Here is a 24,584-nt window from a genome sequence, read left to right as displayed (position 1 = left end):
AGGAGTGAGCCTGCTCGCGATAGCGATCTGACATTCAACATCGATGTCGCCTGATAGACCGCTATCGCGAGCAGGCTCACTCCTACAGGGGGATGTGCAAGCCCAGAAATTACCCGTTTTGCAGGAGCAATCATGACCCGTCCAAAGAATGCCGAACCCACCGCGCACGCCGAGCCGTCGAGAATCCGTGAAGGCCTGCCCTTCCCGCTCGGTGCGACCTGGGATGGTCTGGGGGTGAACTTTGCTCTGTTTTCCGCCAACGCCACCAAGGTCGAACTGTGCATCTTCGACGATGCCGGCGAAGTCGAACTCGAACGCATCGAACTGCCGGAATACACCGACGAGATCTACCACGGCTACCTGCCCGATGCGCACCCGGGGCTGATTTACGGCTACCGCGTCTACGGCCCTTACGACCCGGCCAACGGTCATCGTTTCAACCACAACAAACTGCTCATCGACCCGTACGCCAAGCAATTGGTCGGCGAACTGAAATGGTCGGAAGCGCTGTTCGGCTACACCATCGGCCACCCTGACGCCGACCTCAGTTTCGATGAGCGCGACAGCGCGCCGTTCGTGCCCAAGTGCAAAGTCATCGACCCGGCGCACACCTGGGGCAACGACCATCGCGTCAGCGTGCCGTGGGACAAAACCATCATTTACGAAACCCACGTGCGCGGCATCAGCATGCGTCACCCTTCGGTGCCGGAGAACGTACGCGGCACCTTCGCCGGGCTGATGGTCGACGATGTGCTCGAACATATTCGCAAGCTCGGCGTGTCCACCGTCGAGTTGCTGCCGATTCACGCCTTCGTCAATGACCAGCATCTACTGCACAAAGGCATGACCAACTACTGGGGCTACAACAGCATCGCCTTCTTCGCCCCGGACCCGCGTTATCTGGCCAGCGGCAAGATCGCCGAGTTCAAGGAGATGGTTGCGCACCTGCACGAAGCCAATCTCGAAGTGATTCTCGACGTGGTCTACAACCACACCGCCGAGGGCAACGAGCAAGGTCCGACCCTGTCGATGCGCGGCATCGACAACGCCTCGTACTACCGTTTGATGCCGGACGACAAGCGCTTCTATATCAACGATTCCGGCACCGGCAACACGCTGGACCTGAGCCATCCGTGCGTGCTGCAAATGGTCACCGACTCGCTGCGTTACTGGGCCAGCGAGATGCACGTCGACGGCTTCCGTTTCGACCTGGCGACTATTCTCGGCCGCTATCACGATGGTTTCGACGAGCGTCACAGCTTCCTCGTCGCTTGCCGTCAGGACCCGGTGCTGCGTCAGGTCAAAATGATCGCCGAGCCGTGGGACTGCGGCCCCGGTGGCTATCAGGTGGGCAACTTCCCGCCGGGCTGGGTCGAATGGAACGACAAGTTCCGCGACACCGTGCGCGCGTTCTGGAAAGGTGACGACGGCCAGGTTGCCGACTTCGCCAGTCGCATGACCGCCTCCGGCGAGATGTTCAACCAGCGCGGACGGCGGCCGTACTCGTCGGTGAATTTCATCACCGCCCACGACGGCTTCACCCTCAATGATCTGGTGTCGTACAACGACAAGCACAACGAAGCCAACGACGAAAACAATCAGGACGGCAGCAACAACAACCTGTCGTGGAACCACGGTGTCGAAGGCCCGACCGACGATCCCGAAATCAATGCCCTGCGCCATCGGCAGATGCGCAATTTCTTCGCCACCCTGCTGCTCGCCCAAGGCACGCCGATGATCGTCGCCGGTGATGAATTCGCCCGTACCCAGGACGGCAACAACAACGCTTATTGCCAGGACAGCGAGATCGGTTGGGTCAACTGGGACCTGAGCGAGGACGGCAAGGCGTTGCTGAAATTCGTCAAGCGCCTGATCAAGTTGCGTCTAGCTTATCCGATCCTGCGTCGCGGCCGCTTCCTGGTTGGTGAGTACAACGAGGACATCGGCGTCAAGGACGTCACCTGGCTGGCACCCGACGCTACCGAGATGACCACCGAGCATTGGCACGATGCGCACAACCGCTGCCTGGGCATGTTGCTCGACGGCCGCGCGCAGGAAACCGGGATTCGCCGCAAGGGTGCGGATGCGACGCTGCTGCTGGTGGTCAACGCCCACCACGACATCGTCAATTTCACCTTGCCGGAAGTGCCGGAAGGCAGCTTCTGGACTTGCATGATCGACACCAATCAGCCGTCGATTCGCGGTCAGGAACGCTTCGATTTCGGCCACGAATACTCGGTCACCGGGCGCTCGCTGCTGCTGTTCGAACTGCAACGTGATGAAGAAGACTGATATGGACCTGCACCGTTATCTCGCCCGGCGTCCGGCGGATTATCCGCACACCGTAGCGCTCGGCAATTGTCTGCGGGCGCTGGTCGAGGCCGGGCTGGATCGTTTGCCGTTGCCGGGCAGTGGCCGCACGCTGGAACGTTTTCAGTGTCTGGCGGAGGTCGCTGGGCATGACCTCGGTTTGTGCAAACTGTTCGAAGGCCATACCGACGCACTGGCGATCATCGAGCAATTGGGCGGTTCGCCGACACCGGGCAGTACGTGGGGCATGTGGGCGGCGGAACCGCCGCAGGCGCGGGTCAAGGTCAGCCCGGCCGGGCACATGGTCGCGCTGCACGGGCGCAAGGCGTGGTGCTCCGGGGCAGCCGTGCTCAGCCACGCCTTGCTCACCGCGTGGGATGCCGATGACCAGCAACAACTGGTGGCCGTCGCCCTCGACCAACCGGGCGTGACCGTCACCGAGCAAGGCTGGCAAGCCGTGGGCATGGCCGCCACTGGCAGCGTGGAGGTGCTGTTCGACGGCGCCGAAGCACAGGCCATCGGCAATCCCGGCGACTATCTGCAACGACCGGGTTTCTGGCAAGGCGGGATCGGTATTGCGGCGTGCTGGTACGGCGCCGCAAGGCAAATTGCCGAAGCGTTGCGCGCACAGTGTGAGCAACGCCCGGAGCCGCACGCCCTCGCCCATCTCGGCGCGGTCGACAGTGCCTTGCAGGCGGCCGCCGATGTCCTGCGTTTCAGCGCCCTGCACATCGATGCACACCCCGAGGACAACGCCGAACTGCTCGCTCGTCGTGCCCGCGCGGTGGTCGAGCAGTCGGCGGAACAGGTGCAGCGAGAGGTCGGTCGCGCCCTCGGCGCCGGGCCGTTTTGCAAGGATCGGCACTTTGCCCGGCTCAGCGCCGACCTGCCGGTGTTCCTGCGTCAGAGTCACGCCGAACGTGATCTGGCTGCGCTCGGGAAAATGGTTGCCGGGCAATCCGCGGAGGCATGGGCGCTATGAAAACCAATCCGATTGTCGGTCAGGGTACGAGCCTGCATCAATGGCAGGCTTCGCGGCATCTGGCGGAACTGGACAGCATCGACATCTTTAGTCTGGTGCCACCCGGCGCACGGGCGGTGATTATCGCGCCGCACCCGGACGACGAAGTGCTGGGTTGTGGCGGTTTGCTGCAATTGCTCGCGGCGGCTGGACGGCCTCTGCAGCTGATTTCAGTCACCGACGGCAGCGCCAGTCACCCCGGATCCAGTCGTTGGCCGGTCGAACATCTGAGCGTGGTGCGCCCGCAGGAGTCTGCCGAAGCGTTACGCCGCCTCGGTTTGCCGATGCATCGCGTGAAGTGGCTGCGCGGTGGCTTCAGCGACACCCAGGTGGCCGCTCAGGAAGCAGAGCTGGTCAATTTCATCGAGCGTCATCTGCGCCCCGATGACGTGCTGTTCACCACGTGGAGTGAAGACGGTCATTGCGACCACGAAGCCGTCGGCCGCGCCAGTGCCGAAGCTGCCCGCCGCGTCGGTGCGAGTTGCCATGAACTGCCGGTGTGGACCTGGCACTGGGCAACCCCGGAAGACGCCTTTGTCCCGTGGCAACGCGCACGCAAGATTCTCCTGACGCCGGCGCAAGTTGCGCGCAAGCGCCACGCGGTACATGCCTTCGCCAGTCAACTGGAGGGCGATCCTGACGCCGGACTCGGTCCGGTGCTCGCGCCGTATGTGCTCGATCGCCTCCTACAGCCCTTCGAAGTGGTGTTTCTATGAGTGTCGAAGATCGCTACTTCGATGGCCTGTTTGCCGGCAACGACGACCCGTGGGCGTTCCGTGAGCGCTGGTACGAGCAGCGCAAACGCGCGATCACTCTCGCTGCCCTGCCGCGTCCGCACTACCGGGCAATCTTCGAACCGGGCTGCGCCAACGGCGAGTTGAGTGCCGAACTGGCCAGCCGCTGTGATCGCCTGCTGTGCTGCGACACCGCCAGTGCGGCGGTGACCTTGGCGCGCACGCGTTTGAGTCTGTTCGATCATGCCGAAGTGCGGCAAAACCGTCTTCCCGGCGACTGGCCGGAGGAAAAATTCGACCTGATCGTATTTAGCGAGATCGGCTACTACCTCGATGGCGAAGATCTGACAGAAGTGATCCGTCGGGCCAGTGATTGCCTGACTGCCGACGGCCAGTTCCTCGCCTGTCACTGGCGTCCGCCCATCGATGGCTGCCCGCTGAACGCGCGGCAGGTTCATGACCTGATCCACGAAAAATTGCATCTGCCGCGAGTGGCGCTGCATCAGGAAGCGGATTTTATCCTTGAGGTGTGGAGCCGCGAGCCGCGCTCGGTGGCGGCACTGGAGGGATTGCGATGATCGGCATTCTGATCCCGGCGCACAACGAGGAAGACTTGCTCGACGAATGCCTGGGCGCGGCGATGCGCGCCAGCCGCCACGGTTTGCTGGCGGGCGAAAAGGTTGAAGTGTTGGTGGTACTCGACAGCTGCACCGACCGCTCGGCGCAGATTGTCAGCCGCTATCCGGTGCTGAGCCTGCACATCGATGCGCGCAATGTCGGCCAGGCCCGGGCGGCGGGTGCACAGCTGTTGCTGGAACGCGGCGCACGCTGGATCTCCTGCTCGGACGCCGACAGTCGGGTCGCCGACGACTGGCTGGTCGCCCAGCTGGGGTTGGGGGCCGACGCGGTATGCGGTACCGTCACCGTCGAACGCTGGCACGAGTCGTTCGATGCCGCGGCGCAAATCCGCTACCACCGGCATTACCGGGCCTGCGATGGTCACCGGCATATCCACGGTGCCAATCTGGGCATCAGCGCCGACGCCTATCGCTGGGCCGGAGGCTTTAAACCGTTGGCCTGCGATGAAGATGTGCAGTTGGTACGGGAGCTGGAACGGGACGGTGCCAACATCGCCTGGAGTCATCGCCCGCAAGTCCTCACCAGCGCGCGATTCGACAGCCGTGCGCGCGATGGCTTTGGTGACTATCTGCGAAATCTGGCACAGATGGAGCAAAAAAAAGCGGATCAGATTGATCTGTGACGCGACGGATCTGGCTTCATGAGCAATACTCTGCTGCGCGGCAATCCAGGGTTCGGAGCGTCGCACGGCATTCAACCAGCCTTCACGGGTCGGTGGCGTCTGGCAATCACTGCCACGCACACGACTGAGGGCGAGACAACACAAGGACGTCAGACCATGAAAACGTTATCCCTCAGCGACAGCAGCCTGCCGGCGCAAATATGGAACAGCGCCGCACAACTGGACAACATTCCCGTCATCAATACTCGCAGCCTGGTGCCCGATGGTGCCCGCGCCGTGGTCATCGCGCCGCATCCCGGCGATGAAGTGGTCACCTGCGGCGGACTGCTGCAATTACTGTCCAGCCTCGGTCATCCGCTGCAACTGCTCTCGATCACTGACGGCAGTGCCAGCCACCCCGGCTCGCGGCAGTGGTCGGAAAAACGCCTGAGCGTATTTCGCCCACAGGAAAGCGTCGAAGCCCTGCGCCGCCTCGGCCTGCCAATGCACAGCCTGAAATGGGTGCGTGGCGGCTTCACCGATAACGCCCTGTGCGACCAGCAGGCGCAAGTGACCGAGTTCATCGGCCGCTACCTGCGCCCCGGCGACGTGGTGTTCAGCACCTGGCGCGGCGATGGCAACGACGACCACGAAGCGGTGGGCCGGGCCAGTGCGCAAGCGGCTGGCCAGGCCGGTGCGATCTTCCATGATGTACCGGTCTGGGCCTGGCACTGGCCCGAACGCGACCAGCAACTGATCCCTTGGGAGCGCGCGCGCAAACTGCGCCTCGACACCTGGACCGTCGCGCGCAAGAGCCACGCCACCCACGCCTACGCCAGCCAGCTCAACGGCGAACCGGCGATCGGCATTGCGCCGATGCTGCCGCCGGTGATTCTCGAAAGAATGCGCCTGCCCTATGAAATCGTGTTTGTCTGAATCTCTGATTCCCTGTGGGAGCGAGCTTGCTCGCGAAGAGGCCGTCACATTCACAATATTCGTATCGACTGGAACGACGCCTTCGCTAGCAAGCTCGCTCCCACAGGGTTTGATGTGCAATCGAAATTATCCATAAGGAACTGCCGCACCTCCCCATCAGTCGCATGAATAAGCGGCCCGCAATCCAGAGGAGTGAACGTGTCCAGCGATCCCAAGCGTCATATTGTCGACGCGCCCGGCATTCATCGTCTCAGGGTACTGACGGTCAACACCCACAAGGGCTTCACCGCGCTCAACCGGCGCTTCATCCTGCCGGAACTGCGCGAAGCGGTGCGTAGCACCTCGGCCGACCTGGTGTTTCTGCAGGAAGTGGTGGGTGAACACGAGCGGCATTCGAGCCGTTACAACGAATGGCCGCAAACTTCGCAATACGAGTTTCTCGCCGACAGCATGTGGAGCGATTTCGCCTACGGGCGCAACGCCGTCTACCCCGACGGCCATCATGGTAATGCGCTGCTGTCGAAATACCCGATCCGTGAGTACCGCAACCTTGATGTGTCGATCACCGGGCCCGAACGCCGTGGCCTGCTGCATTGTGTGCTCGACGTACCGGGGCACGCTGAGGTCCACGCGATCTGCGTGCATTTGAGTCTGCTCGAAAGCCATCGGCAATTGCAGTTGCAACTGCTCTGCCAGTTGCTCGAATCCCTGCCCGATGACGCTCCGGTGATCATTGCCGGCGATTTCAACGACTGGCAGCTTCAGGGCAATGTCGCCCTCGCCCGTCGCGACTATCTGCACGAAGCGTTCGAGCGCCATCACGGGCGCCCGGCCAAGACCTATCCGGCACGCTTTCCGCTGTTGCGGCTGGACCGGATCTACCTGCGCAATGCCAGCAGTCATGACCCACAGATCCTCGGTAACAAGCCGTGGACGCATCTGTCCGATCATCTGCCGCTGGCCGTCGAAGTGCACCTGTAGCCGCAATAGTGACAGTAATGCAGGACACAATAAGGCAGCTCGTTCGTTGGTTGAAAGATACCGACAGACCTTCTGTCGGTAACTGAATGCCCCTGACGCGAGGCTTATACCGCGTTTATCCATGCAAACAACCACTTAGTTATGTGCAGAAAAACAAACGCTTGCAAAGCCCGTTTTACCACTACCGCTCATCGTTCAATTTCTTGACGGGCGCGCTCGACTCTTCTTATCTCTACCTTACTACCCCCGGAATCACCACCCGGGACGAGCCTTCGGACACTCGCAAAATCGAGCGGTCAGGGCTCGCCCCGCTCCATTCGGTCGCCCCTCGTTCGGGGTAGGAGAGACGCCACACAGAGAGAATGCATGCGCCTGCAAGGTAGACCTCCATGAGAACTTCAATCAGCCCACACGAGATCAAAATCACTTTCTGCACAGTGTCGAGTTCTATCTTGCTGTGCTCATCCATGGAGGCGCAGGCCGGTTCTGCGGCGGATGAAACCACACCGTGGTATCGCGCGGATGTGCCCGTAATGACCTTGCCTGCCACCGTCATCACCCCCGGACCGCAACGCTTCAGCCCACGGCCCGATCTGCAGGGCACACGCTTGATTACCGAAGACCTCGCACCGTCCGCCTGGGATGAGTTGTACGGCAGAAGCGCCCGGCAGGCGCAAACCGATGTGCTGTCATCAGGCTACGCGATGCCCGGCAGCGGCGACTTCAAAGGGCCAGCCGTATTGACCGTGAAAGGGAGCAGCCATACCCAGACCATCGGCCTGATCGGCGGCGTCAACCAGATTCAAGCCAATGGCAACGGCGTGCTCACCAGTCGCGCGTTGGCCGATCCGAACAGTGACACCCTCAATCTGCAAGGCCAGAGCCTCGGTGCTTATTACAGCCTCACCGGTGCGCAAGGCTGGCACGTTGATCTGTCGGCCAGCGGTGGCCGGGTCAGTGGTTTCAGTCGCAACGGCCAAGGCGCCAGGCAAGCCACCGAAGGCAGCGCAATGACCTTCTCGGTGGAAGGCGGTTTTCCGATAGGGCTGAGTGACAACTGGGTGGTCGAACCGCAGGCGCAATTGATCAATCAACGCATCACCCTCGACACGCCGTACGCAGGCTCGGGCAATGCTTCTTCCACCGATCTGACAGCGTGGAGCGGTCGCGTCGGTGCACGTTTGAAAGGCAGTTACGATTTGAATGGCTTGCCGGTCGAACCTTATGTGCGCACCAACCTGTGGCACACCGTCTACACCGGCAGCACGGTGACGCTGGATCAGGTCGACAAGATCAGCAGCAGCCGCAAGTCATCCACCGTTGAGTTGGGATTGGGTCTGGTGGCGCGGGTGACGCCGGCGGTGAGTCTGTACGTGAGTGCGGATTACAGCAGTGATGTCGATGACAATGATTTGAACGGGATCATTGGCAGCCTTGGGGTGCGGATGCGTTGGTAGCGTTTGGCCTGGCGGCGATAGTGTTTGTGCTGACGCCATCGCGAGCAGGTTCACTCCTACAAGGGAACGCATTCCAAGTGTAGGAGTGAGCCTGCTCGCGAAGGCAGCGACGCGGTCTCGGATCAGCCCTCTGGCTTGAGGATCAACACCGCCAGCGGCGGCAGATTCAGTTCCAGCGACAATGACTGGCCATGGCTCGGCACTTCCTCGGTAAACGCCCCGCCGCCATTGCCGTAATTGGAACCGGCATAGGTGTCGGCATCGCTATTGAGCAATTCTGCCCAGCGCCCGGCAAACGGCACGCCGACGCGATAAGCCTGACGTGGCACCGGCGTGAAGTTGGCCACCACCAGCACCGGTTTACCGTCCTTGCTCCAGCGCAACCACGCATACACGCTGTTGATCGCATCATCACCGATCAACCACTGGAAGCCCTGCGGCGCGTCGTCCTGATCGTGCAGTGCCGGTTCTTCGCGATACAGTCGATTGAGATCGCCAACCAGTTTCTGCACGCCTTTGTGTTCGGAGTACTGCAGCAGATACCAGTCCAGTTGCTGATCGTGATTCCACTCGCGCCACTGGCCAAACTCGCAGCCCATGAACAACAGCTTCTTGCCCGGGTGGGTCCACATGAAGCTCAGATAGGCACGCAGGTTGGCGAATTTCTGCCAGCGGTCACCGGGCATCTTGTCGATCAGCGAATGCTTGCCGTGCACCACTTCGTCGTGGGAGATCGGCAGGATGAAACGCTCGGACCAGGCGTAGACCAGACCAAAACTCAACTCGTTGTGATGATGGGCGCGGTAGACCGGATCCTGCTGAATGTAATGCAGCGAATCGTGCATCCAGCCCATGTTCCATTTGTAGGCGAAACCCAAACCGCCCTGCTGCGTGCTTTGACTGACACCGGGCCACGCGGTGGACTCTTCGGCGATCACCAGCGCGCCCGGCGCTTCCAGTTCGACCACATCGTTCAAATGCCGGAGGAAGTCGATGGCCTCCAGATTTTCCCGGCCGCCATGGCGGTTGGGTACCCATTCGCCCGCCTTGCGCGAATAGTCGCGGTACAACATCGACGCCACCGCATCGACACGCAAGCCGTCGATATGGAAATGCTTCAACCAGTGCAGCCCCGAGGCCAGCATGTAGCCGTGCACCTCGGTGCGCCCGAGGTTGTAGATCAGCGTGTCCCAGTCCTGATGGAAGCCTTCCAGCGGGTTGCCGTACTCGTACAGTGCGGTGCCGTCGAACTGCGCCAGACCGTGGGTATCGGTAGGGAAATGCGCCGGTACCCAGTCGAGAATCACACCGATCTCGGCCCGGTGGCAGGCGTCGACGAATTCGGCAAACTGCGCCGGCGTGCCATAACGCGCGCTCGGTGCAAATTGCGAGAGCAACTGATAACCCCAAGAACCACCAAACGGGTGCTCCATGATTGGCATCAGCTCGATATGAGTGAAACCCAGTTCTTTCACATACGGAATCAGCCGTTCGGCCAGTTCCGGCCAGGTGTACTGACGGGCCACTTCGCCCAGATCATCCAGCTCACATTGCCAGGAACCGGCGTGCAGTTCATAGATCGACAGCGGCGCCGAGTGTTTCTGGCGGTCACGACGGCTGCTCATCCAGTCCTGATCCTGCCAGTCGATTTGCAGCGGCTCGGCGACTTTCGAAGCGGTGTCCGGCGGCAGGCTGGTGGCCAGCGCCATCGGGTCGGCCTTGAGCGGCAGAATGCCGTGGGCACCGAGAATCTCGTATTTGTACAACTCGCCCGCTTGCAGGCGCGGGATGAACAACTCCCAGACCCCGGACGGATGACGCAGGCGCATTGGATGCCGACGGCCGTCCCAGACGTTGAAATCGCCAACCACCGACACGCGTCGGGCATTCGGCGCCCACACGGCGAAACGCACACCGTCGACGCCATCAACGGTTTTCAGTTGCGCGCCGAGGCACGCACTGAGGTCACGGTGATTACCCTCGGCAAACAGATACAAATCCATTTCACCGAGTAACTGGCCGAAGCTGTACGGATCCTCGGCAACCTGCTCGCCGCCGGCCCAACGCGTGCGCAGCTGATACGGCCGCGCCTGATCGAAATGGCCGACAAACAACCCCGGCGTTTCGGTCTGTTCCAACGGACCGCGTTCTTCACCGCTGTCCTTGTCCAGCACCACGACACTCAACGCACCCGGTAGATAAGCGCGAATGAACTGCCCGCCAGCGCCATCGCCGTGCGGGCCAAGAATGGAAAAAGGGTCGTGATGTTCAGCGCGCACCAAGGCGTCGATATCTTTCGCCGAGGGCAGCAATGTTTCTTTGACCGCACCCTGTTCCTTGTTCGAGAAACTCATGACTACTCTCCACCAAGATCGGAAAAGGGTTTAAGCCCCGTCAATAACCCATACAAACCGTGCAACGGCACGGGCAGCCACGTGGGGCGATTTTCGGCTTCATAGGCCACTTCATAGGCCGCCTTCTCCAGGCCGAACAACGCCAGCGCGGCGTCGGCACCTTCAGGATCTTGCCAAGCATGATCAAGACTAGCTGCCGCACGGCGATATGCCTGAACAAATGCCTCACGGGCCTCATGCAGATATCGCTCGGCGACCAGACGCCGCGCGGTTTCAGACTCAGCGCTGTGGTCAACGTTGTGCACGTTGATGGTCATCGCCGCCGCATAATCGAACGAGCGCAGCACGCCGCTGACATCCTTGTACGGACTGTGTTTGCCACGACGCTCGCTCAATGGCCGCGCCGGTTCACCCTCGAAGTCGATCAGGTAGGCATCGCCCTTGATCACCAGCACCTGGCCCAAATGCAGATCACCGTGGACGCGAATGCGTAAACCGCCGACGGCTTTTTTCGCCAGATCCTGCACATGCGTGAGGATGGTTTTCTTCTCGTCGATGAGACGTTTGACCAGTTTCTGATCCGCCGCATTGAGTTCGCCCTGATGCTGCTTGAGCAGTTTCAAGGCGTGCTCGACCTGCGCCACGACATCCTTGCCCGTAGCCTGCATATCCTTGACCGTCGACACCTGCGGGGCGAAGTCGGGATTGTCGGTAGGCTCGGCAAGCATTTGATGCATTTCGCCCAGACGCTGACCGAGCATGCCGGCAAAATCCTTCAACTCGCCGAGGGCGTTGTAATGCTGTTCCTGCTCGGACATGGCATCGGCCAGCTCATCACGCAGCGCCCGTTCGAGGTTGTTCTGCGTCCACTCCCAGGCATCGCCCTGATTGCTCAGGTAGCCTTGGGCGATCATCAACAGGTTGTCTTCGCCCTGGGCATCGCGGCGAATCACCGAGCCGAGCAGCGGAGAGATATTGGCAAATCCGGCCTCGGTCAGGTAAGCGCTCATCTCCAGTTCCGGGTGTACGCCAGAAGCGACTTTACGTATCAGCTTGAGCACCAGGCTGTTGCCGATCACCACCGAACTGTTCGATTGCTCGGCGGACAGATAACGCACTTCCGATTCGGCACCGAGGCCGAGTTTTTCCAGATGCGGCGTCGGCGCAAAGCGGATTTCGCCCTCGCTCGACTCAAGTACGGCGTTGTTCTGCATGCCTTGCAGCACTGCACGAACAAATGCTTCAAGACTGAACGCGTCGGTGATCAGACCAACCTGTCGTACACGGCGTACACGGGACAAGGCCAATTGCTGCGGCAACGCCGGGCCGACCTGATCCTCGGAAATGAAACCGAACGGCAGTTGATAACGACTGGTCTGCCCACCGCTGGTGACTTCAATTTCGCTGAGCAGCACCGGATGCTGCGCATCGCCGAAACGCACGCCATAAGCCAGATGTACTTTTTCGATGGCGGCGTCCTTGCCGGCGAACCAGCGGCGGTTCTGCAGCCAGCTCGGCAGAATGCTTTGCTCCAGCGTCGTCCGCGACGGCGCTTCGAGCAGTTCTTCCATGCGTTTTTTCAACACCAGTGTGGTGAAGTCCGGCAGGCTTTGCGCCGGTTCCACGTGCCAACTCGGCATCTGATTTTCTGCCGCCAGCGCGAACCAGTAGAAACCGTACGGGGCCAGGGTCAGGAGGAAATTCAACTGGCCAATCGGCGGGAACGCGTTACCGCCGAGCATCTCCACCGGCACCATGCCGACGTAGGCCGACAGATCCAGCTCCACCGCTTGCGCACTGCGCGAAACGTTGGCCACGCACAGAATAATTTCGTGCTTGCCATCGGCATCGGTGAATTCGCGGGTGTAGGCCAGTACACGGCGGTTGTTCGGTGAGAGCATTTTCAACGAGCCACGGCCGAACGCCTTGGACTGCTTGCGCACCGCGAGCAGACGGCGGGTCCAGTTCAGCAGCGAGTGCGGATCGCCAGACTGGGTTTCGACGTTGACCGACAGATAGCCATATTGCGGGTCCATGATCGGCGGCAGCACCAGACTCGCTGGGTCGGCGCGGGAGAAGCCGCCGTTACGGTCGATCGACCATTGCATCGGCGTACGCACACCGTCGCGGTCGCCGAGGTAGATGTTGTCGCCCATGCCGATCTCGTCACCGTAATACAGGGTCGGCGTGCCCGGCATCGACAGCAGCAGGCTGTTGAGCAATTCGATGCGACGGCGATCACGCTCCATCAATGGTGCCAAACGACGGCGGATGCCGAGGTTGATCCGCGCGCGACGGTCAGCCGCGTAGTAATTCCACAGATAGTCACGTTCTTTGTCGGTGACCATTTCCAGCGTCAGTTCATCGTGGTTGCGCAGGAAGATCGCCCATTGGCAATTGGCGGGAATTTCCGGGGTCTGGCGCAGAATATCGGTGATCGGGAAGCGATCTTCCTGGGCCAGCGCCATGTACATGCGCGGCATCAACGGGAAGTGAAACGCCATGTGGCATTCGTCACCGTTTAGGCCTGCGGCATCGGTGTCGCCGAAGTACAGCTGCGTGTCTTCCGGCCATTGATTGGCCTCGGCGAGCAACATGCGGTCGGGATAATTGGCGTCGATCTCGGCGCGGATCTGCTTGAGGACGTCGTGGGTTTCGGGCAGGTTTTCGTTGTTGGTGCCGTCGCGCTCGATCAGGTATGGGATCGCGTCGAGGCGCAGGCCGTCGATGCCCATGTCCAGCCAGTAGCGCATGACCGAGAGCACGGCTTTCATCACTTGCGGGTTGTCGAAATTCAGATCCGGCTGGTGCGAATAGAAACGGTGCCAGAAGTACTGGCCGGCAACCGGGTCCCAGGTCCAGTTGGATTTTTCCGTGTCGAGGAAAATGATCCGCGTGCCGTCGTATTTCTGATCGTCATCCGACCACACATAGAAATCCCGCGCCGCCGAGCCGGGCTTGGCCTTGCGCGCACGCTGGAACCACGGGTGCTGATCCGAGGTGTGGTTGATGACCAGCTCGGTAATCACCCGCAAGCCGCGCTTGTGCGCTTCGGCGATAAAACGCTTGGCATCGGCCATGGTCCCGTAATCGCTGTGCACGCCGCGGTATTCGGCGATGTCGTAGCCGTCATCGCGACGTGGCGAGGGGTAGAACGGCAATAGCCAGATGGTATTGACGCCGAGGTCGGCGATGTAATCGAGTTTGGCGATCAGGCCGGGAAAGTCGCCGATCCCGTCATTGTTGGAGTCGAAAAACGATTTGACGTGAACTTGATAGATCACCGCGTCCTTGTACCAGAGCGGGTCTTTGATAAAGGTGGCTGCCTTGGGTTTCTTCGCCATGTGAAACTCCTGAAAAATTCGTTTCTGCACAGAATCTGATTGTGCTGATCCCCCTGTAGGAGCTGCCGAAGGCTGCGATCTTTTGATCTTGCTTTTAAAAGATCGCAGCCTTCGGCAGCTCCTACAGGGGTTTGGGCAATGCTTAGGTGGCAGTGATTCGCCAAATGCCGAATGGCTGGTAAGCCGGGTCCAGGCGCATGAACTGGTATTTGCCATGCCAGTCCCAGCGATGCCCGTTCATCAAGTCTTCGCCGTGTGTCGTTGCGTCATCGGGCAGGCCCATTTCCCACAATGGCAGTTCGAAATTCGCCTCCTGCACGTTGTGCGGATCGAGGCTGACCGCGACCAGAATGAAATTGCTGCCGTCGAAGCTGCGCTTGCCGAAATACAGAATGTTGTCGTTCCAGGCGTTGTAGACCTTCAGGCCCAGATGCGTGTGCAGCGCCGGGTTCTGCCGGCGGATACGGTTGAGTTGGGCGATCTCGGCAATGATGTTGCCGGGCGCTGTGAAGTCGCGGACGCGGATCTCGTACTTCTCCGAGTCGAGGTATTCTTCTTTGCCCGGCACCGGAGCCGATTCGCACAGTTCGAACCCCGAATACATCCCCCACAAGCCCGAGCCCATGGTTGCCAGCGCCGCACGAATCAAAAATCCCGGACGCCCGGATTCGTGGAGGAACGCCGGGTTGATGTCTGGCGTGTTGACGAAGAAGTTCGGCCGGTAGCATTCGCGCCACGGCGATTCATTCAGCTCAGTGAAATAGGTCGCCAGCTCAGCCTTGCTGTTGCGCCAAGTGAAGTAGGTGTAGCTCTGGGTGTAACCGACCTTGCCCAGCCGCGCCATCATCGCTGGCGTGGTGAAGGCTTCGGCGAGGAAGATCACTTCCGGGTACAGCGCCCGCACATCAGCGATCAGCCATTGCCAGAACGGCAACGGTTTGGTGTGCGGATTGTCGACGCGAAAGATCTTCACGCCCTCCTCGACCCAACCGATGACGATATCGCGCAACTCGACCCACAGGCTCGGAATCGCGTCCGGCGCATAGAAGTCGACGTTGACGATGTCCTGATATTTCTTCGGCGGGTTTTCCGCGTATTTGATCGTGCCGTCGGGACGCCAGTTGAACCAGCCCGGATGCTGTTTGAGCCACGGGTGATCCTGGGAACACTGAATGGCAAAATCGAGGGCGATTTCCAGGCCGTGATCGGCGGCAGCGGCCACCAGTCGGCGGAAGTCTTCGCGGGTGCCGAGTTGCGAGTGAATGGCCTCGTGGCCGCCCTCCTCACTGCCGATGGCATAAGGACTGCCCGGATCATCGGGGCCGGCGGTCAGGGCGTTGTTGCGGCCCTTGCGATGGGCTCGGCCAATCGGATGGATCGGCGTGAAATACAGCACGTCGAAACCCATGTCCTGAATCATCGGCAAACGCGCGTGCACGTCATTGAAGGTGCCGTGACGGTGGGGATCATCGGTGATCGAGCGCGGAAACAGTTCATACCAACTGGCAAATTCGGCCAGGTCGCGTTCGACGTCCACCGGGAATTCCGGACTGACGCTCAGATAGGCGCGATGATCGGCCTCAGCCATCAATTGCGCACTGCGCGAGTGCAGGAATAGCGCAACCTGCTCGGTTTCGAGCAACCCGGACAATTCGTGGTGCAACGCGGCGAGCTGTTCGCTCAGTTGGCCTTCGCTGCGTTCGGCGGCCTGTTGCACCATCGTGCGGCCTTCTTGCAACTCGAGCGAAACGGGTACGGCGGCGTTGTGTTTCTTCTCCAGTTCATATTGGAAACTGGCGAAATGGTCGATCCACGCTTCGATACAGTAGAGGAAACGCCCTTGGTGCTCAGGGCGGAACTGGCCTTGCCAGCCATTGTTGCCCTGATCAGCCATGACCTCGGTCTGCCAGGTCTCCTCGCCTTCCTCGCGCCAGCGAATGCGCACGGCGAGTTTGTCGTGACCGTCGGCAAACACTTTGCTGGTGACCACAATTTCACGGCCGGCAATCGACTTCACGGCGAACTGCCCGCCATCGAGTGTCGGCATGGTGTTTTCAATGGCAATTCGCGGCAGCAGCAAGGCCTGCGACAGCGGCATGTGCGGGTTGTAGCTTAATTCAGAAGGTTTTTCAGCCGTCATTGAGCATCTCTCCTTAACGCCCCAAGGACGCTCTTGTGCCGGGTCAGTGTTCGCAACGCTGCGCCTGCCCCGCAATGAACTCACTTAGGTTCCGAGCGACCGGCGCCGGGAAAAGTTCAGATGAAATTGCCGTGTCAGAAAAGCGGATCGAATTCGCCAAGAGGTGGTCAATCCACTTAAGCACTTCTCACGCCATGTGCCACACGGAGGTCATCAGATGAACATCCCGATCCCGGCCGAAACGCCTGATCCGAACATCGACAAACCCACTCTTCCCGAGACCGAGCCGCAGCCGATTCCCGAGCAGGAACCACCGGGAACCACACCGCCGCCCAAAGAAGAACCACCGACGACGATGCCACCCGTCATCGTCTGATTGATCGTTAACTGATCGTTCCCACGCTCCGCGTGGGAATGCAGCCCGGGACGCTCCGCGTCCCAAAGCGGACGCATAGCGTCCATTGAGGCGTTTCCACGCAGAGCGTGGCAACGATCATCCGGCGCAGGAATGATCAGTGGTCATCAGTTTTTTCCTCGTCCTTTTCGAAGAGCTTCACGATGCGCGGCATCACGCTGAAAATCCCCAGCGCCAGAAAGGTACTGAGCAGCGCCGTTGCCTCCCTGCCCAACCCCGCCGCGACACCAATGGCCGCCGTCATCCACAGCCCGGCAGCCGTGGTCAGGCCTTTGACATGGCCTTCATCGCCTTCCTTGTTTTTCAGGATAGTCCCGGCACCGAGAAAGCCGATCCCGGCGATCACCCCCTGCACCACCCGGCTCATCGCATCCGACTCCGCCCCTGACGTTTGCGGCACCAGCACAAACAGCGCGGCCCCAAGCGCTACCAGCATGTGCGTGCGCACCCCGGCAGCCTTGCCCTTGTGCTCGCGCTCAAACCCCAGAATCCCGCCCAGCACCGCCGCCATCAGCAGGCGAACGGTAATCCGCGTCAATTGCGAAGCATCGCCAACGTCGGCGAATTCCGCTTGCAGGGTTTCCCACACTTCATGCCACCACGCGTTCATCGTGCAGTCCTTGTTATTAGTCGGTAAACGATGGACAGCGGCGACCATTAATCAGTTGCGCAGAACGATCGGCAACGCGCGCGCCCTAACCTTGCAGACCTCCCTGAAAAAAGGACTGCTCCCATGCCTCTTCGAGTCGATGAATCCAACCCCGAACAAAAAGTGTGTTTTTTCGCCGTCGAACACGGCGAGGAAATTCGCATTTGCGACACCCTGGAAGTCATGACAGATAGCGAAAAATCCATGTCATTCGTGGAAATAGAAGGCCGGCGCGTTTACATCACAGAGGCAGAGGCTGACGCCTTGACCGTCGCAGGCGCCAAAGACGGGCGCAAACACCTGAAAGCCGACGAGAGTGATTCGGTGATTTGACTGACTTCGATCAACACCCCGCGCAAACGTCTGCGATAGGCGTTTGCGCCTTTGCCTGCGCGCTGCTTCAAGTTGTCGCAGACGCTACCCAAAATCTCATCTGATCCGCTTTTTATTGAAATACCTGAGTCTGTTATGCAAACAGATCGAAGCTCATAGTGCGCTGGCCTGATGGAGGCTGATGAGCGAATAATCATGAGCGAACAAATCCCCGTCCGAACCGTAGAAGCATCCCCGACTATAAAGAAGGTGCCCGCACGCCCAATGAAGGCGACGGCCAAGTCCAGCGACAACCAGATCCACACCCGCAGCTTCACCGGCCTGTTCCGCACCCTGCGCATGAGCGGCGCGGGATTTCTGTTCGTGCTGTTTTTCGGCACCGTGTGGCTGAACTGGGGCGGCCGTCAGGCGGTGCTTTGGGATTTGTCCGAAAGCAAATTCCACATCTTCGGCGCGACGTTCTGGCCGCAGGATTTCATCCTGCTCTCGGCGCTGTTGATCATCGCCGCCTTCGGTTTGTTCGCCATTACCGTGTTTGCCGGCCGGGTCTGGTGCGGCTACACCTGCCCGCAGAGTTCGTGGACATGGATCTTCATGTGGTGCGAGAAGATCACCGAAGGCGAGCGCAACCAGCGGATCAAACTGCAAGCTGCGCCGTGGAGCCTGAACAAACTGGCGCGGCGCGCCGCCAAACACACCTTGTGGCTGGCGATCAGCGTGCTCACCGGCCTGACCTTCGTCGGTTACTTCACGCCGATCCGGCCACTGGTCGAAGAGTTGCTGACCCTGCAAATCGGCGGCGTCAGCCTGTTCTGGGTGCTGTTCTTCACCGCTGCCACCTACATCAACGCCGGTTGGCTGCGCGAGGCGGTGTGCATGCACATGTGTCCGTATGCGCGGTTCCAGAGCGTGATGTTCGACAAAGACACCCTGGCGATTTCCTACGACGTGGCCCGTGGCGAAAACCGTGGCCCGCGTAAACGCGACGTGAAACCGCTTGAAGCCGGCCTGGGTGATTGCATCGACTGCCAATTGTGCGTGCAGGTCTGCCCGACCGGCATCGACATCCGCGATGGCCTGCAGATGGAATGCATCGGTTGCGCGGCGTGCATAGACGCCTGTGACTCGATCATGGACAAGATGAACTACCCGCGTGGTTTGATCCGCTACAGTTCCGAGCGCGAATTGCAGGGTGGCAAGACTCACCTGCTGCGTCCGCGTTTGATCGGTTACACCGTGGTGCTGGTGGCGATGATCGGCGCATTGGCATTGGCGCTGGTCGAACGGCCGATGGTCTCGCTGGACGTGACCAAGGATCGCGGCTTGTTCCGTGAAAACGGTCAGGGCCAGATCGAAAACATCTACACCCTCAAAGTCATCAACAAGACCCAGCAACGTCAGGACTACAACCTCAGCCTGGTCGACGGCGACGGCTTCCAGTTGCAAGGCAAGACTCAACTGAGCCTCGCACCTGGGGAAATTGTCGATGTGCCGGTGTCGGTGGCGATGACCACGGAACGCCCGGCCAGCAGCTCGCAGACCTTGAGTTTCAAGATTGCCGACAGTGATGAGCCTAAGGTTTATAGCGTGGCGAAGAGCAGGTTTGTTGCGCCGATGAATCGCTGAGCCGTTAGAATCCGCTCCCTCACCCCAGCCCTCTCCCAGGGGGAGAGGGGGCCGACCGAGGTGTCTGTCGCTATACATCGACCTGACAGACCGAGTCGATTATGGATTCAGCAAAACGCTTTCAGACCGAGTCGATTGGGATTCAGCAAAACGCTTTCAGACCGAGTCGATTGTGGATTCAGCAAAACGCTTTCAGACCGAGTCGATTGGGATTCAGCAAAGCACTTTCAGGCCGAGTCGATTATGGATTCAGCGAAGCACTTTCAGGTCGGTGTAGTTCACAAGCATCCCCCGATCAGTCCCCTCTCCCTATGGGCGGTCCGACGTTTCGGGAGGGCTAGGGTGAGGGGCAGTTCCCCTGACACACCTCATCATCAACCAGCACCAAGGCTCCTCGATGAAACGCTACGAAAAATTCGCCGACGACATCGCTGAACTGATCCGCTCCGGCGTCCTCGGCCCCGGCCAGCGCGTGCCTTCGGTGCGTTACGCCAGCCAGACCTACGGTGTCAGCCCGTCCACGGTGTTCCAGGCCTATTACCTGCTTGAACGCCGTGGCTTGATCCGCGCCCGACCGCGCTCCGGCTACTTCGTCAACACTCACGCGCCGAGCCCGTTCTCAGAGCCGGTGATCAGTAGCCACGTCAACGACTCCACCGAAGTCGACGTCAGTGAACTGGTGTTCTCGGTACTCGATTCGATCAAGGACCCGAGCACCGTGCCCTTCGGCTCAGCGTTCCCCAGCCCGACGCTGTTCCCGCTGCAACGCCTGTCGCGCTCGCTGGCCAGTGCCGCCCGCGAGATGGACCCGCGCATGGTCGTCACCGACATGTCGCCGGGCAACCCGCAACTGCGCCGGCAGATCGCCCTGCGCTACATGGTCGGCGGCCTGATGCTGCCGATGGAAGAGTTGCTGATCACCAACGGCGCCCTCGAAGCGCTGAACCTGTGCCTGCAAGCCGTCACCGAACCGGGCGATCTCGTGGCCATCGAAGCGCCGGCGTTCTACGCCAGCCTGCAAGTCCTCGAGCGGTTGAAACTCAAAGCTGTGGAAATCCCCGTGCACCCGCGCGATGGCATCGACCTCGGCGTGCTTGCGCAAACCCTGGAACGCCACCCGATCAAGGCTTGCTGGTGCATGACCAGCTTCCAGAACCCGATGGGCGCGACCATGCCCGAGGCGAAGAAACAGGAATTGGTCGAACTGCTGCGCCGCCATCAGGTGCCGCTGATCGAAGATGATGTCTACGCCGAACTCTATTACGGCCAGCAGGCACCAAAACCGGCCAAGGCCTTCGACACTGAAGGTCTGGTGATGCACTGCGGCTCGTTCGCCAAGAGCCTGGCCCCCGGCTACCGCATCGGTTGGGTCGCCGCCGGCCGCTACGCGCAAAAGATCGAACGGCTGAAACTGATGACCTCACTGTGTGCCTCAATGCCGGCGCAAGCGGCGATTGCCGACTATCTGCAACACGGCGGCTACGACCGGCATTTGCGCAAATTGCGTTATGCGCTGGAAGAACAGCAGAGCGCGATGCTTGCGGCGATCGCCCGCTATTTCCCGGCGCAGACGCGGGTCAGCCAACCGGCGGGCGGCTACTTTTTGTGGCTGGAATTGCCGCCGCAGATGGATTCGTTGAAGTTGTTTCAGATGGCACTGGCGCAAGGCATCAGCATTGCGCCGGGGCCGATCTTTTCGCCGACGCAGCGGTTCAGGAATTGTATTCGGTTGAACTATGGCAGCCCGTGGACCGAGGATTCGGAAAAGGCCATGGAGACGTTGGGGCGGATTGTGCGGTCGTTCTGACAGATTGTTGCTGACTGCAGTGGCCCCATCGCCGGCAAGCCAGCTCCCACAGTGTTCTATGTCACCGCGTATGTTGTGTACGACACAGAAACCTGTGGGAGCTGGCTTGCCAGCGATGGGGCCGGATCAGGCAACACAAATCCCAACGATCAGCGCCCGCCACCCAAATCAACAAACGTCCCGGTCGCATAAGAAGCCTTATCCGACAACAACCAGACAATCGCCTCCGCCACCTCATCCGGCCGCCCCCCACGGGCCATCGGAATCGCCGACTCCAGCTTGCTGACCCGATCCGGATCGCCGCTCAGCGCGTGGAAATCGGTGTAGATGTAACCCGGGCGCACCGCGTTGACCCGAATCCCCTCGCCCGCGACTTCCTTGGACAAGCCGATGGTGAAGGTGTCGAGCGCACCTTTTGAGGCCGCGTAATCGACGTACTCGTTGGGCGAACCAAGGCGTGAAGCCACTGACGACACGTTGACGATACTGCCGCCCTGCCCGCCGTGCTTGGGCGACATGCGCAGAATCGCGTGCTTGGCGCAGAGGATCGGCGCCAGAACGTTGGTTTTCATGATTTTCAGAATGCGGAATTCGGACATTTCATCGACCCGCGATTTGTGTCCGACGGTACCGGCGTTGTTCACCAGCGCAGTGACACGGCCCAATTCGCTGTCGACCCGCTGGAACAGCGCGATCACTTCGTCTTCGATGCTGACGTCAGCGCGCACGGCGATGGCGTGTGCGCCCAATGCACGGACTTGCTCCAGCACGCTTTGCGCAGCCTGCTCGTCTTGCTCATAGTTGATGCAGATCCGATAGCCTTGCTCGGCAGCCAACAGCGCCGTGGCGGCGCCAATCCCGCGCCCGCCACCGGTGATCACAATGACTTTATCCATGCTGGCCTTTCTCCCCCAATGCACACGTAACAGTCGGGGGGAAGAATAACCGCCATTGGCGGGTTTTGCATGAGGTCTGTTGTGTCTGGCCGGACGCCTTCGCGAGCAGGCTCGCTCCCAGACTGCATTCGTGCACCACGCCGTCCCTGTGGGAGCGAGCCTGCTCGCGAAGAACGATAGCGCGGTCGATCAGACCGCCGCCACCGGCTTGCCGCGCGCAATATCCTGCATGAATCTGTCCGCCGGCATCGGATGCCCCAACAGATAACCCTGCAACGAATCACATCCCAGCTCAGTCAGAAACGCCTGCTGCACACCGGTTTCAACACCTTCAGCGACAATGCGCAAACCGAGCGCCTGGCCCAATGCGACAATCGCCGAAACAATCGCGGCATCGTCACTGTCATGCTCCAGATCGCGCACAAAGCCACGATCGATCTTCAGCTCGTTGGCCGGCAAACGCTTGAGGTACATCAGGCTGGAATAACCCGTGCCGAAGTCATCGATCGACAGATCGACGCCCATGTCCGACAACTCCTGCAACACCGTCATGCTCGCATCGGCATCGCTCATGGCCGTGGTCTCGGTGATTTCCAGCGTCAGGCTGTTCGCCGGCAAGTGATGCGTGGCCAACGCCTTGGCCACGCTGCGCACCAGTCCGGCGTGGCAGAACTGCAGCGCCGACAGGTTCACCGCGATACGCCAATCGGTGTAACCGAGCACGTACCACTCGCGCATTTGCCGACAGGCTTCATTGAGCACCCATTCACCGATCGGAATGATCAGCCCGGATTTCTCCGCCAGTTCGATGAACTTGTCCGGCATCAGCATGCCGTGAATCGGATGCTGCCAACGCAGCAACGCCTCAGCCCCGACCGGACGGCCGTTGGCGGCGTCGAACTTCGGCTGGTAATGCAAACTGAACTGGCTGTGCTCCAGCGCTGCGCGCAGGTCCTGCAACAACTGCAACTGCTTGCGCGCGTTGTTGTTCATCGACGCGTCGAAAAAGCTGTAACCGTTCTTGCCGCCGCCCTTGGCGTGGTACATCGCCGCGTCGGCGTTCATCAGCAGTTCCTGCGCGGTCTGGCCATTCCCCGGGTACAGGGCGATGCCGACGCTGGCGGATATCTGCAAATCATGTTCGGCGACGCGGAATGATTGCGCGATCAGGCCGACCTGACGTGCCGCCAGTCCCAGTGCGTCATCGGGTTCGGTCAGACGCACCAGCAGCACGAATTCATCGCCGCCGATTCGCGCCAGTGTGTCCGGACCGCGCAAGTCTTCACGCAGACGCAAGCCCACTTCCCGCAATAACTGGTCGCCCATATGGTGACCGAACGCATCGTTGACCGGTTTGAAGCCGTCCAGATCGATGAACATCAAAGCAAAACAGCCACCCTGCTCATGGACCTTTTTCATCGCCTGATTGATCCGGTCATCCAGCAGCATGCGGTTCGGCAGGCCGGTCAGGGTGTCGTGCAGGGCCAGTTGCGTGAGTTCGCGGTTGGCCACGGTCAATGAGTGCGCCAGATCAGCGGTGCGCGCTTCCAGGCGTGCGTCGAGAATCGATGTGAGCAAGGCAATCGACAGCACTGCCAACGTGGTGATCAACACCAGACTGTCGAGGCCGTTGCCCTTCAAGCCATTGACGGTGGCACCACAGAAACTGCCATCAGGAAACTGCGCGGCGGCCATGCCGGTGTAATGCATGCCGACAATGGCGATGCCCATGATGATCGCCGCCCCGCCCCGAATCAGTCGCACATAAGGCGAATGCTGACGCAGGCGGAAAGCGATCCACAGTGCCGCCGCCGAGGCGCCGACGGCAATCAGCAGCGAAGCGCCAAACAACGTCGGATCGTAATCGATCCCCGGCGTCATGCGCATCGCCGCCATGCCGGTGTAGTGCATGGCACTGATCCCGCTGCCCATGATCAGCGCGCCGAACGCCAGTTGCAGAATCGGCAGTTTCGGCTGACTGACCAACCATAAGGCGAATCCACAGGACAACACGGCGATGAGCAGCGACAGCGCGGTCAGGGCGATGTCATAGCCCAGGTCGATCGGCAGTTTGAAGGCCAGCATGCCAATGAAATGCATCGACCAGACGCCGATGCCCATGGCAAACGCACCGCCGGCAGTCCAGAAATGCACCGCCCGGCCCTTGGCCGTGGCAATGCGACCGGTAAGGTCGAGCGCGGTGTAGGAAGCGAGAATCGCCACACACAACGAAATGAAAACCAGCGTGGAGGAATAACTACCGATGAGCATGGGAATTCTCGTGGCCACCCAACGCGGATTGCGTCCGTTCTCGGTCGGGCAAAGGCGGCGATTGTACTGA

18 protein-coding genes are annotated in these 24,584 nt (G+C 60.5%); 12 read left to right on the top strand and 6 right to left on the bottom strand.

Translation table 11 applies throughout. The annotated features are described in order from the left end of the window. The first annotated feature begins 132 nt into the window (after positions 1-132). The 8 genes from glgX (at position 133) to CKW38_RS05250 (ending at position 8,679) form a co-directional block, all read left to right on the top strand. Entirely contained in the window at positions 133-2,292 is a 2,160-nt protein-coding gene (gene glgX / locus CKW38_RS05285; protein ID WP_007918157.1) for a glycogen debranching protein GlgX, read from the top strand. 1 nt (position 2,293) lies between these two features. Next, complete coding sequence (locus CKW38_RS05280) at positions 2,294-3,292, top strand: acyl-CoA dehydrogenase family protein (protein ID WP_007918164.1); 999 nt, start codon at positions 2,294-2,296, stop codon at positions 3,290-3,292. Then, positions 3,289-4,047 (top strand): PIG-L deacetylase family protein, encoded by a 759-nt coding sequence (locus CKW38_RS05275; protein ID WP_095112076.1) that lies wholly within the window; start codon positions 3,289-3,291, stop codon positions 4,045-4,047. The genes CKW38_RS05280 and CKW38_RS05275 overlap by 4 nt, the downstream gene beginning before the upstream one ends. Further along, positions 4,044-4,643 carry an SAM-dependent methyltransferase gene (locus tag CKW38_RS05270; RefSeq protein ID WP_095112075.1) on the top strand — a complete coding sequence of 200 codons (600 nt, stop codon included), beginning with the start codon at positions 4,044-4,046 and terminating at the stop codon, positions 4,641-4,643. Before CKW38_RS05275 ends, CKW38_RS05270 begins: the two co-directional genes overlap by 4 nt. Next, a complete protein-coding gene (locus CKW38_RS05265) occupies positions 4,640-5,326 on the top strand; it encodes a glycosyltransferase family 2 protein (protein WP_095112074.1) in 687 nt (228 codons plus the stop codon). The genes CKW38_RS05270 and CKW38_RS05265 overlap by 4 nt, the downstream gene beginning before the upstream one ends. 156 nt (positions 5,327-5,482) lie before the next feature. Continuing rightward, entirely contained in the window at positions 5,483-6,241 is a 759-nt protein-coding gene (locus CKW38_RS05260; protein WP_095112073.1) for a PIG-L deacetylase family protein, read from the top strand. Between the two features lie 198 nt (positions 6,242-6,439). Further along, a complete protein-coding gene (locus CKW38_RS05255) occupies positions 6,440-7,222 on the top strand; it encodes an endonuclease/exonuclease/phosphatase family protein (protein WP_095112072.1) in 783 nt (260 codons plus the stop codon). A gap of 389 nt (positions 7,223-7,611) precedes the next feature. Then, on the top strand, positions 7,612-8,679 hold the full coding sequence (locus tag CKW38_RS05250; RefSeq protein ID WP_095112071.1) for an autotransporter outer membrane beta-barrel domain-containing protein: 1,068 nt from the start codon (positions 7,612-7,614) through the stop codon (positions 8,677-8,679). 122 nt (positions 8,680-8,801) lie between these two features. On the opposite strand, the gene glgB is transcribed toward CKW38_RS05250, so the two are convergent. The 3 genes from glgB to CKW38_RS05235 all read right to left on the bottom strand — a co-directional run bounded on the left by glgB (position 8,802) and on the right by CKW38_RS05235 (position 16,517). Further along, positions 8,802-11,033, bottom strand: a complete 2,232-nt coding sequence (gene glgB / locus CKW38_RS05245; protein WP_007919177.1) for a 1,4-alpha-glucan branching protein GlgB — start codon at positions 11,031-11,033, stop codon at positions 8,802-8,804. Between the two features lie 2 nt (positions 11,034-11,035). Then, on the bottom strand, positions 11,036-14,377 hold the full coding sequence (treS, locus tag CKW38_RS05240) for a maltose alpha-D-glucosyltransferase (RefSeq protein WP_095112070.1): 3,342 nt from the start codon (positions 14,375-14,377) through the stop codon (positions 11,036-11,038). 142 nt (positions 14,378-14,519) lie between these two features. Continuing rightward, positions 14,520-16,517, bottom strand: coding sequence for an alpha-1,4-glucan--maltose-1-phosphate maltosyltransferase (locus tag CKW38_RS05235; protein ID WP_095112069.1), 1,998 nt, complete (start codon positions 16,515-16,517; stop codon positions 14,520-14,522). Positions 16,518-16,734: 217 nt separating this feature from the next. On the opposite strand from CKW38_RS05235, the gene CKW38_RS29520 reads away from it, so the two are divergent. Beyond that, positions 16,735-16,893, top strand: a complete 159-nt coding sequence (locus tag CKW38_RS29520) for a hypothetical protein (RefSeq protein ID WP_003224520.1) — start codon at positions 16,735-16,737, stop codon at positions 16,891-16,893. 136 nt (positions 16,894-17,029) lie between these two features. Here the strand turns inward: CKW38_RS29520 and CKW38_RS05230 are convergent, their stop codons facing one another. Beyond that, the gene (locus tag CKW38_RS05230; RefSeq protein ID WP_007919183.1) at positions 17,030-17,542 is read right to left on the bottom strand and encodes an MgtC/SapB family protein; all 513 of its coding nucleotides are present in this window, start codon (positions 17,540-17,542) and stop codon (positions 17,030-17,032) included. Between the two features lie 123 nt (positions 17,543-17,665). Here CKW38_RS05230 and CKW38_RS05225 point away from each other — a divergent pair, with 123 nt between their 5' ends. From CKW38_RS05225 to mapR, 3 genes are all read left to right on the top strand, one after another. Beyond that, entirely contained in the window at positions 17,666-17,914 is a 249-nt protein-coding gene (locus tag CKW38_RS05225; protein WP_007919185.1) for a DUF3203 family protein, read from the top strand. A gap of 195 nt (positions 17,915-18,109) precedes the next feature. Continuing rightward, entirely contained in the window at positions 18,110-19,540 is a 1,431-nt protein-coding gene (gene ccoG, locus CKW38_RS05220) for a cytochrome c oxidase accessory protein CcoG (protein WP_095112068.1), read from the top strand. 397 nt (positions 19,541-19,937) lie between these two features. Next, complete coding sequence (gene mapR / locus CKW38_RS05215) at positions 19,938-21,347, top strand: GntR family transcriptional regulator MpaR (RefSeq protein WP_007919188.1); 1,410 nt, start codon at positions 19,938-19,940, stop codon at positions 21,345-21,347. 149 nt (positions 21,348-21,496) lie between these two features. On the opposite strand, the gene CKW38_RS05210 is transcribed toward mapR, so the two are convergent. Further along, positions 21,497-22,243 carry an SDR family oxidoreductase gene (locus tag CKW38_RS05210; protein ID WP_007914361.1) on the bottom strand — a complete coding sequence of 249 codons (747 nt, stop codon included), beginning with the start codon at positions 22,241-22,243 and terminating at the stop codon, positions 21,497-21,499. A gap of 189 nt (positions 22,244-22,432) precedes the next feature. After that, on the bottom strand, positions 22,433-24,514 hold the full coding sequence (locus tag CKW38_RS05205) for a bifunctional diguanylate cyclase/phosphodiesterase (RefSeq protein ID WP_095112067.1): 2,082 nt from the start codon (positions 24,512-24,514) through the stop codon (positions 22,433-22,435). Between the last annotated feature and the right edge of the window lie 70 nt (positions 24,515-24,584).

The organism is Pseudomonas sp. Irchel 3H7 (assembly GCF_900187605.1).
GTDB lineage: Bacteria > Pseudomonadota > Gammaproteobacteria > Pseudomonadales > Pseudomonadaceae > Aquipseudomonas.
The sequence above is the reverse complement of the archived record's forward strand: the minus strand, read 5'-3'. Positions and strand labels throughout refer to the sequence as shown.

Bases quoted from the DNA above. Each gene is read 5' to 3' on its own strand.
- glgX (WP_007918157.1), top strand. From the start codon at position 133: ATGACCCGTCCAAAGAATGCCGAACCCACCGCGCACGCCGAGCCGTCG.
- CKW38_RS05280 (WP_007918164.1), top strand. From the start codon at position 2,294: ATGGACCTGCACCGTTATCTCGCCCGGCGTCCGGCGGATTATCCGCAC.
- CKW38_RS05275 (WP_095112076.1), top strand. From the start codon at position 3,289: ATGAAAACCAATCCGATTGTCGGTCAGGGTACGAGCCTGCATCAATGG.
- CKW38_RS05270 (WP_095112075.1), top strand. From the start codon at position 4,044: ATGAGTGTCGAAGATCGCTACTTCGATGGCCTGTTTGCCGGCAACGAC.
- CKW38_RS05265 (WP_095112074.1), top strand. From the start codon at position 4,640: ATGATCGGCATTCTGATCCCGGCGCACAACGAGGAAGACTTGCTCGAC.
- CKW38_RS05260 (WP_095112073.1), top strand. From the start codon at position 5,483: ATGAAAACGTTATCCCTCAGCGACAGCAGCCTGCCGGCGCAAATATGG.
- CKW38_RS05250 (WP_095112071.1), top strand. From the start codon at position 7,612: ATGAGAACTTCAATCAGCCCACACGAGATCAAAATCACTTTCTGCACA.
- glgB (WP_007919177.1), bottom strand. From the start codon at position 11,033: ATGAGTTTCTCGAACAAGGAACAGGGTGCGGTCAAAGAAACATTGCTG.
- treS (WP_095112070.1), bottom strand. From the start codon at position 14,377: ATGGCGAAGAAACCCAAGGCAGCCACCTTTATCAAAGACCCGCTCTGG.
- CKW38_RS05235 (WP_095112069.1), bottom strand. From the start codon at position 16,517: ATGACGGCTGAAAAACCTTCTGAATTAAGCTACAACCCGCACATGCCG.
- CKW38_RS29520 (WP_003224520.1), top strand. From the start codon at position 16,735: ATGAACATCCCGATCCCGGCCGAAACGCCTGATCCGAACATCGACAAA.
- CKW38_RS05230 (WP_007919183.1), bottom strand. From the start codon at position 17,542: ATGAACGCGTGGTGGCATGAAGTGTGGGAAACCCTGCAAGCGGAATTC.
- CKW38_RS05225 (WP_007919185.1), top strand. From the start codon at position 17,666: ATGCCTCTTCGAGTCGATGAATCCAACCCCGAACAAAAAGTGTGTTTT.
- ccoG (WP_095112068.1), top strand. From the start codon at position 18,110: ATGAGCGAACAAATCCCCGTCCGAACCGTAGAAGCATCCCCGACTATA.
- mapR (WP_007919188.1), top strand. From the start codon at position 19,938: ATGAAACGCTACGAAAAATTCGCCGACGACATCGCTGAACTGATCCGC.
- CKW38_RS05210 (WP_007914361.1), bottom strand. From the start codon at position 22,243: ATGGATAAAGTCATTGTGATCACCGGTGGCGGGCGCGGGATTGGCGCC.
- CKW38_RS05205 (WP_095112067.1), bottom strand. From the start codon at position 24,514: ATGCTCATCGGTAGTTATTCCTCCACGCTGGTTTTCATTTCGTTGTGT.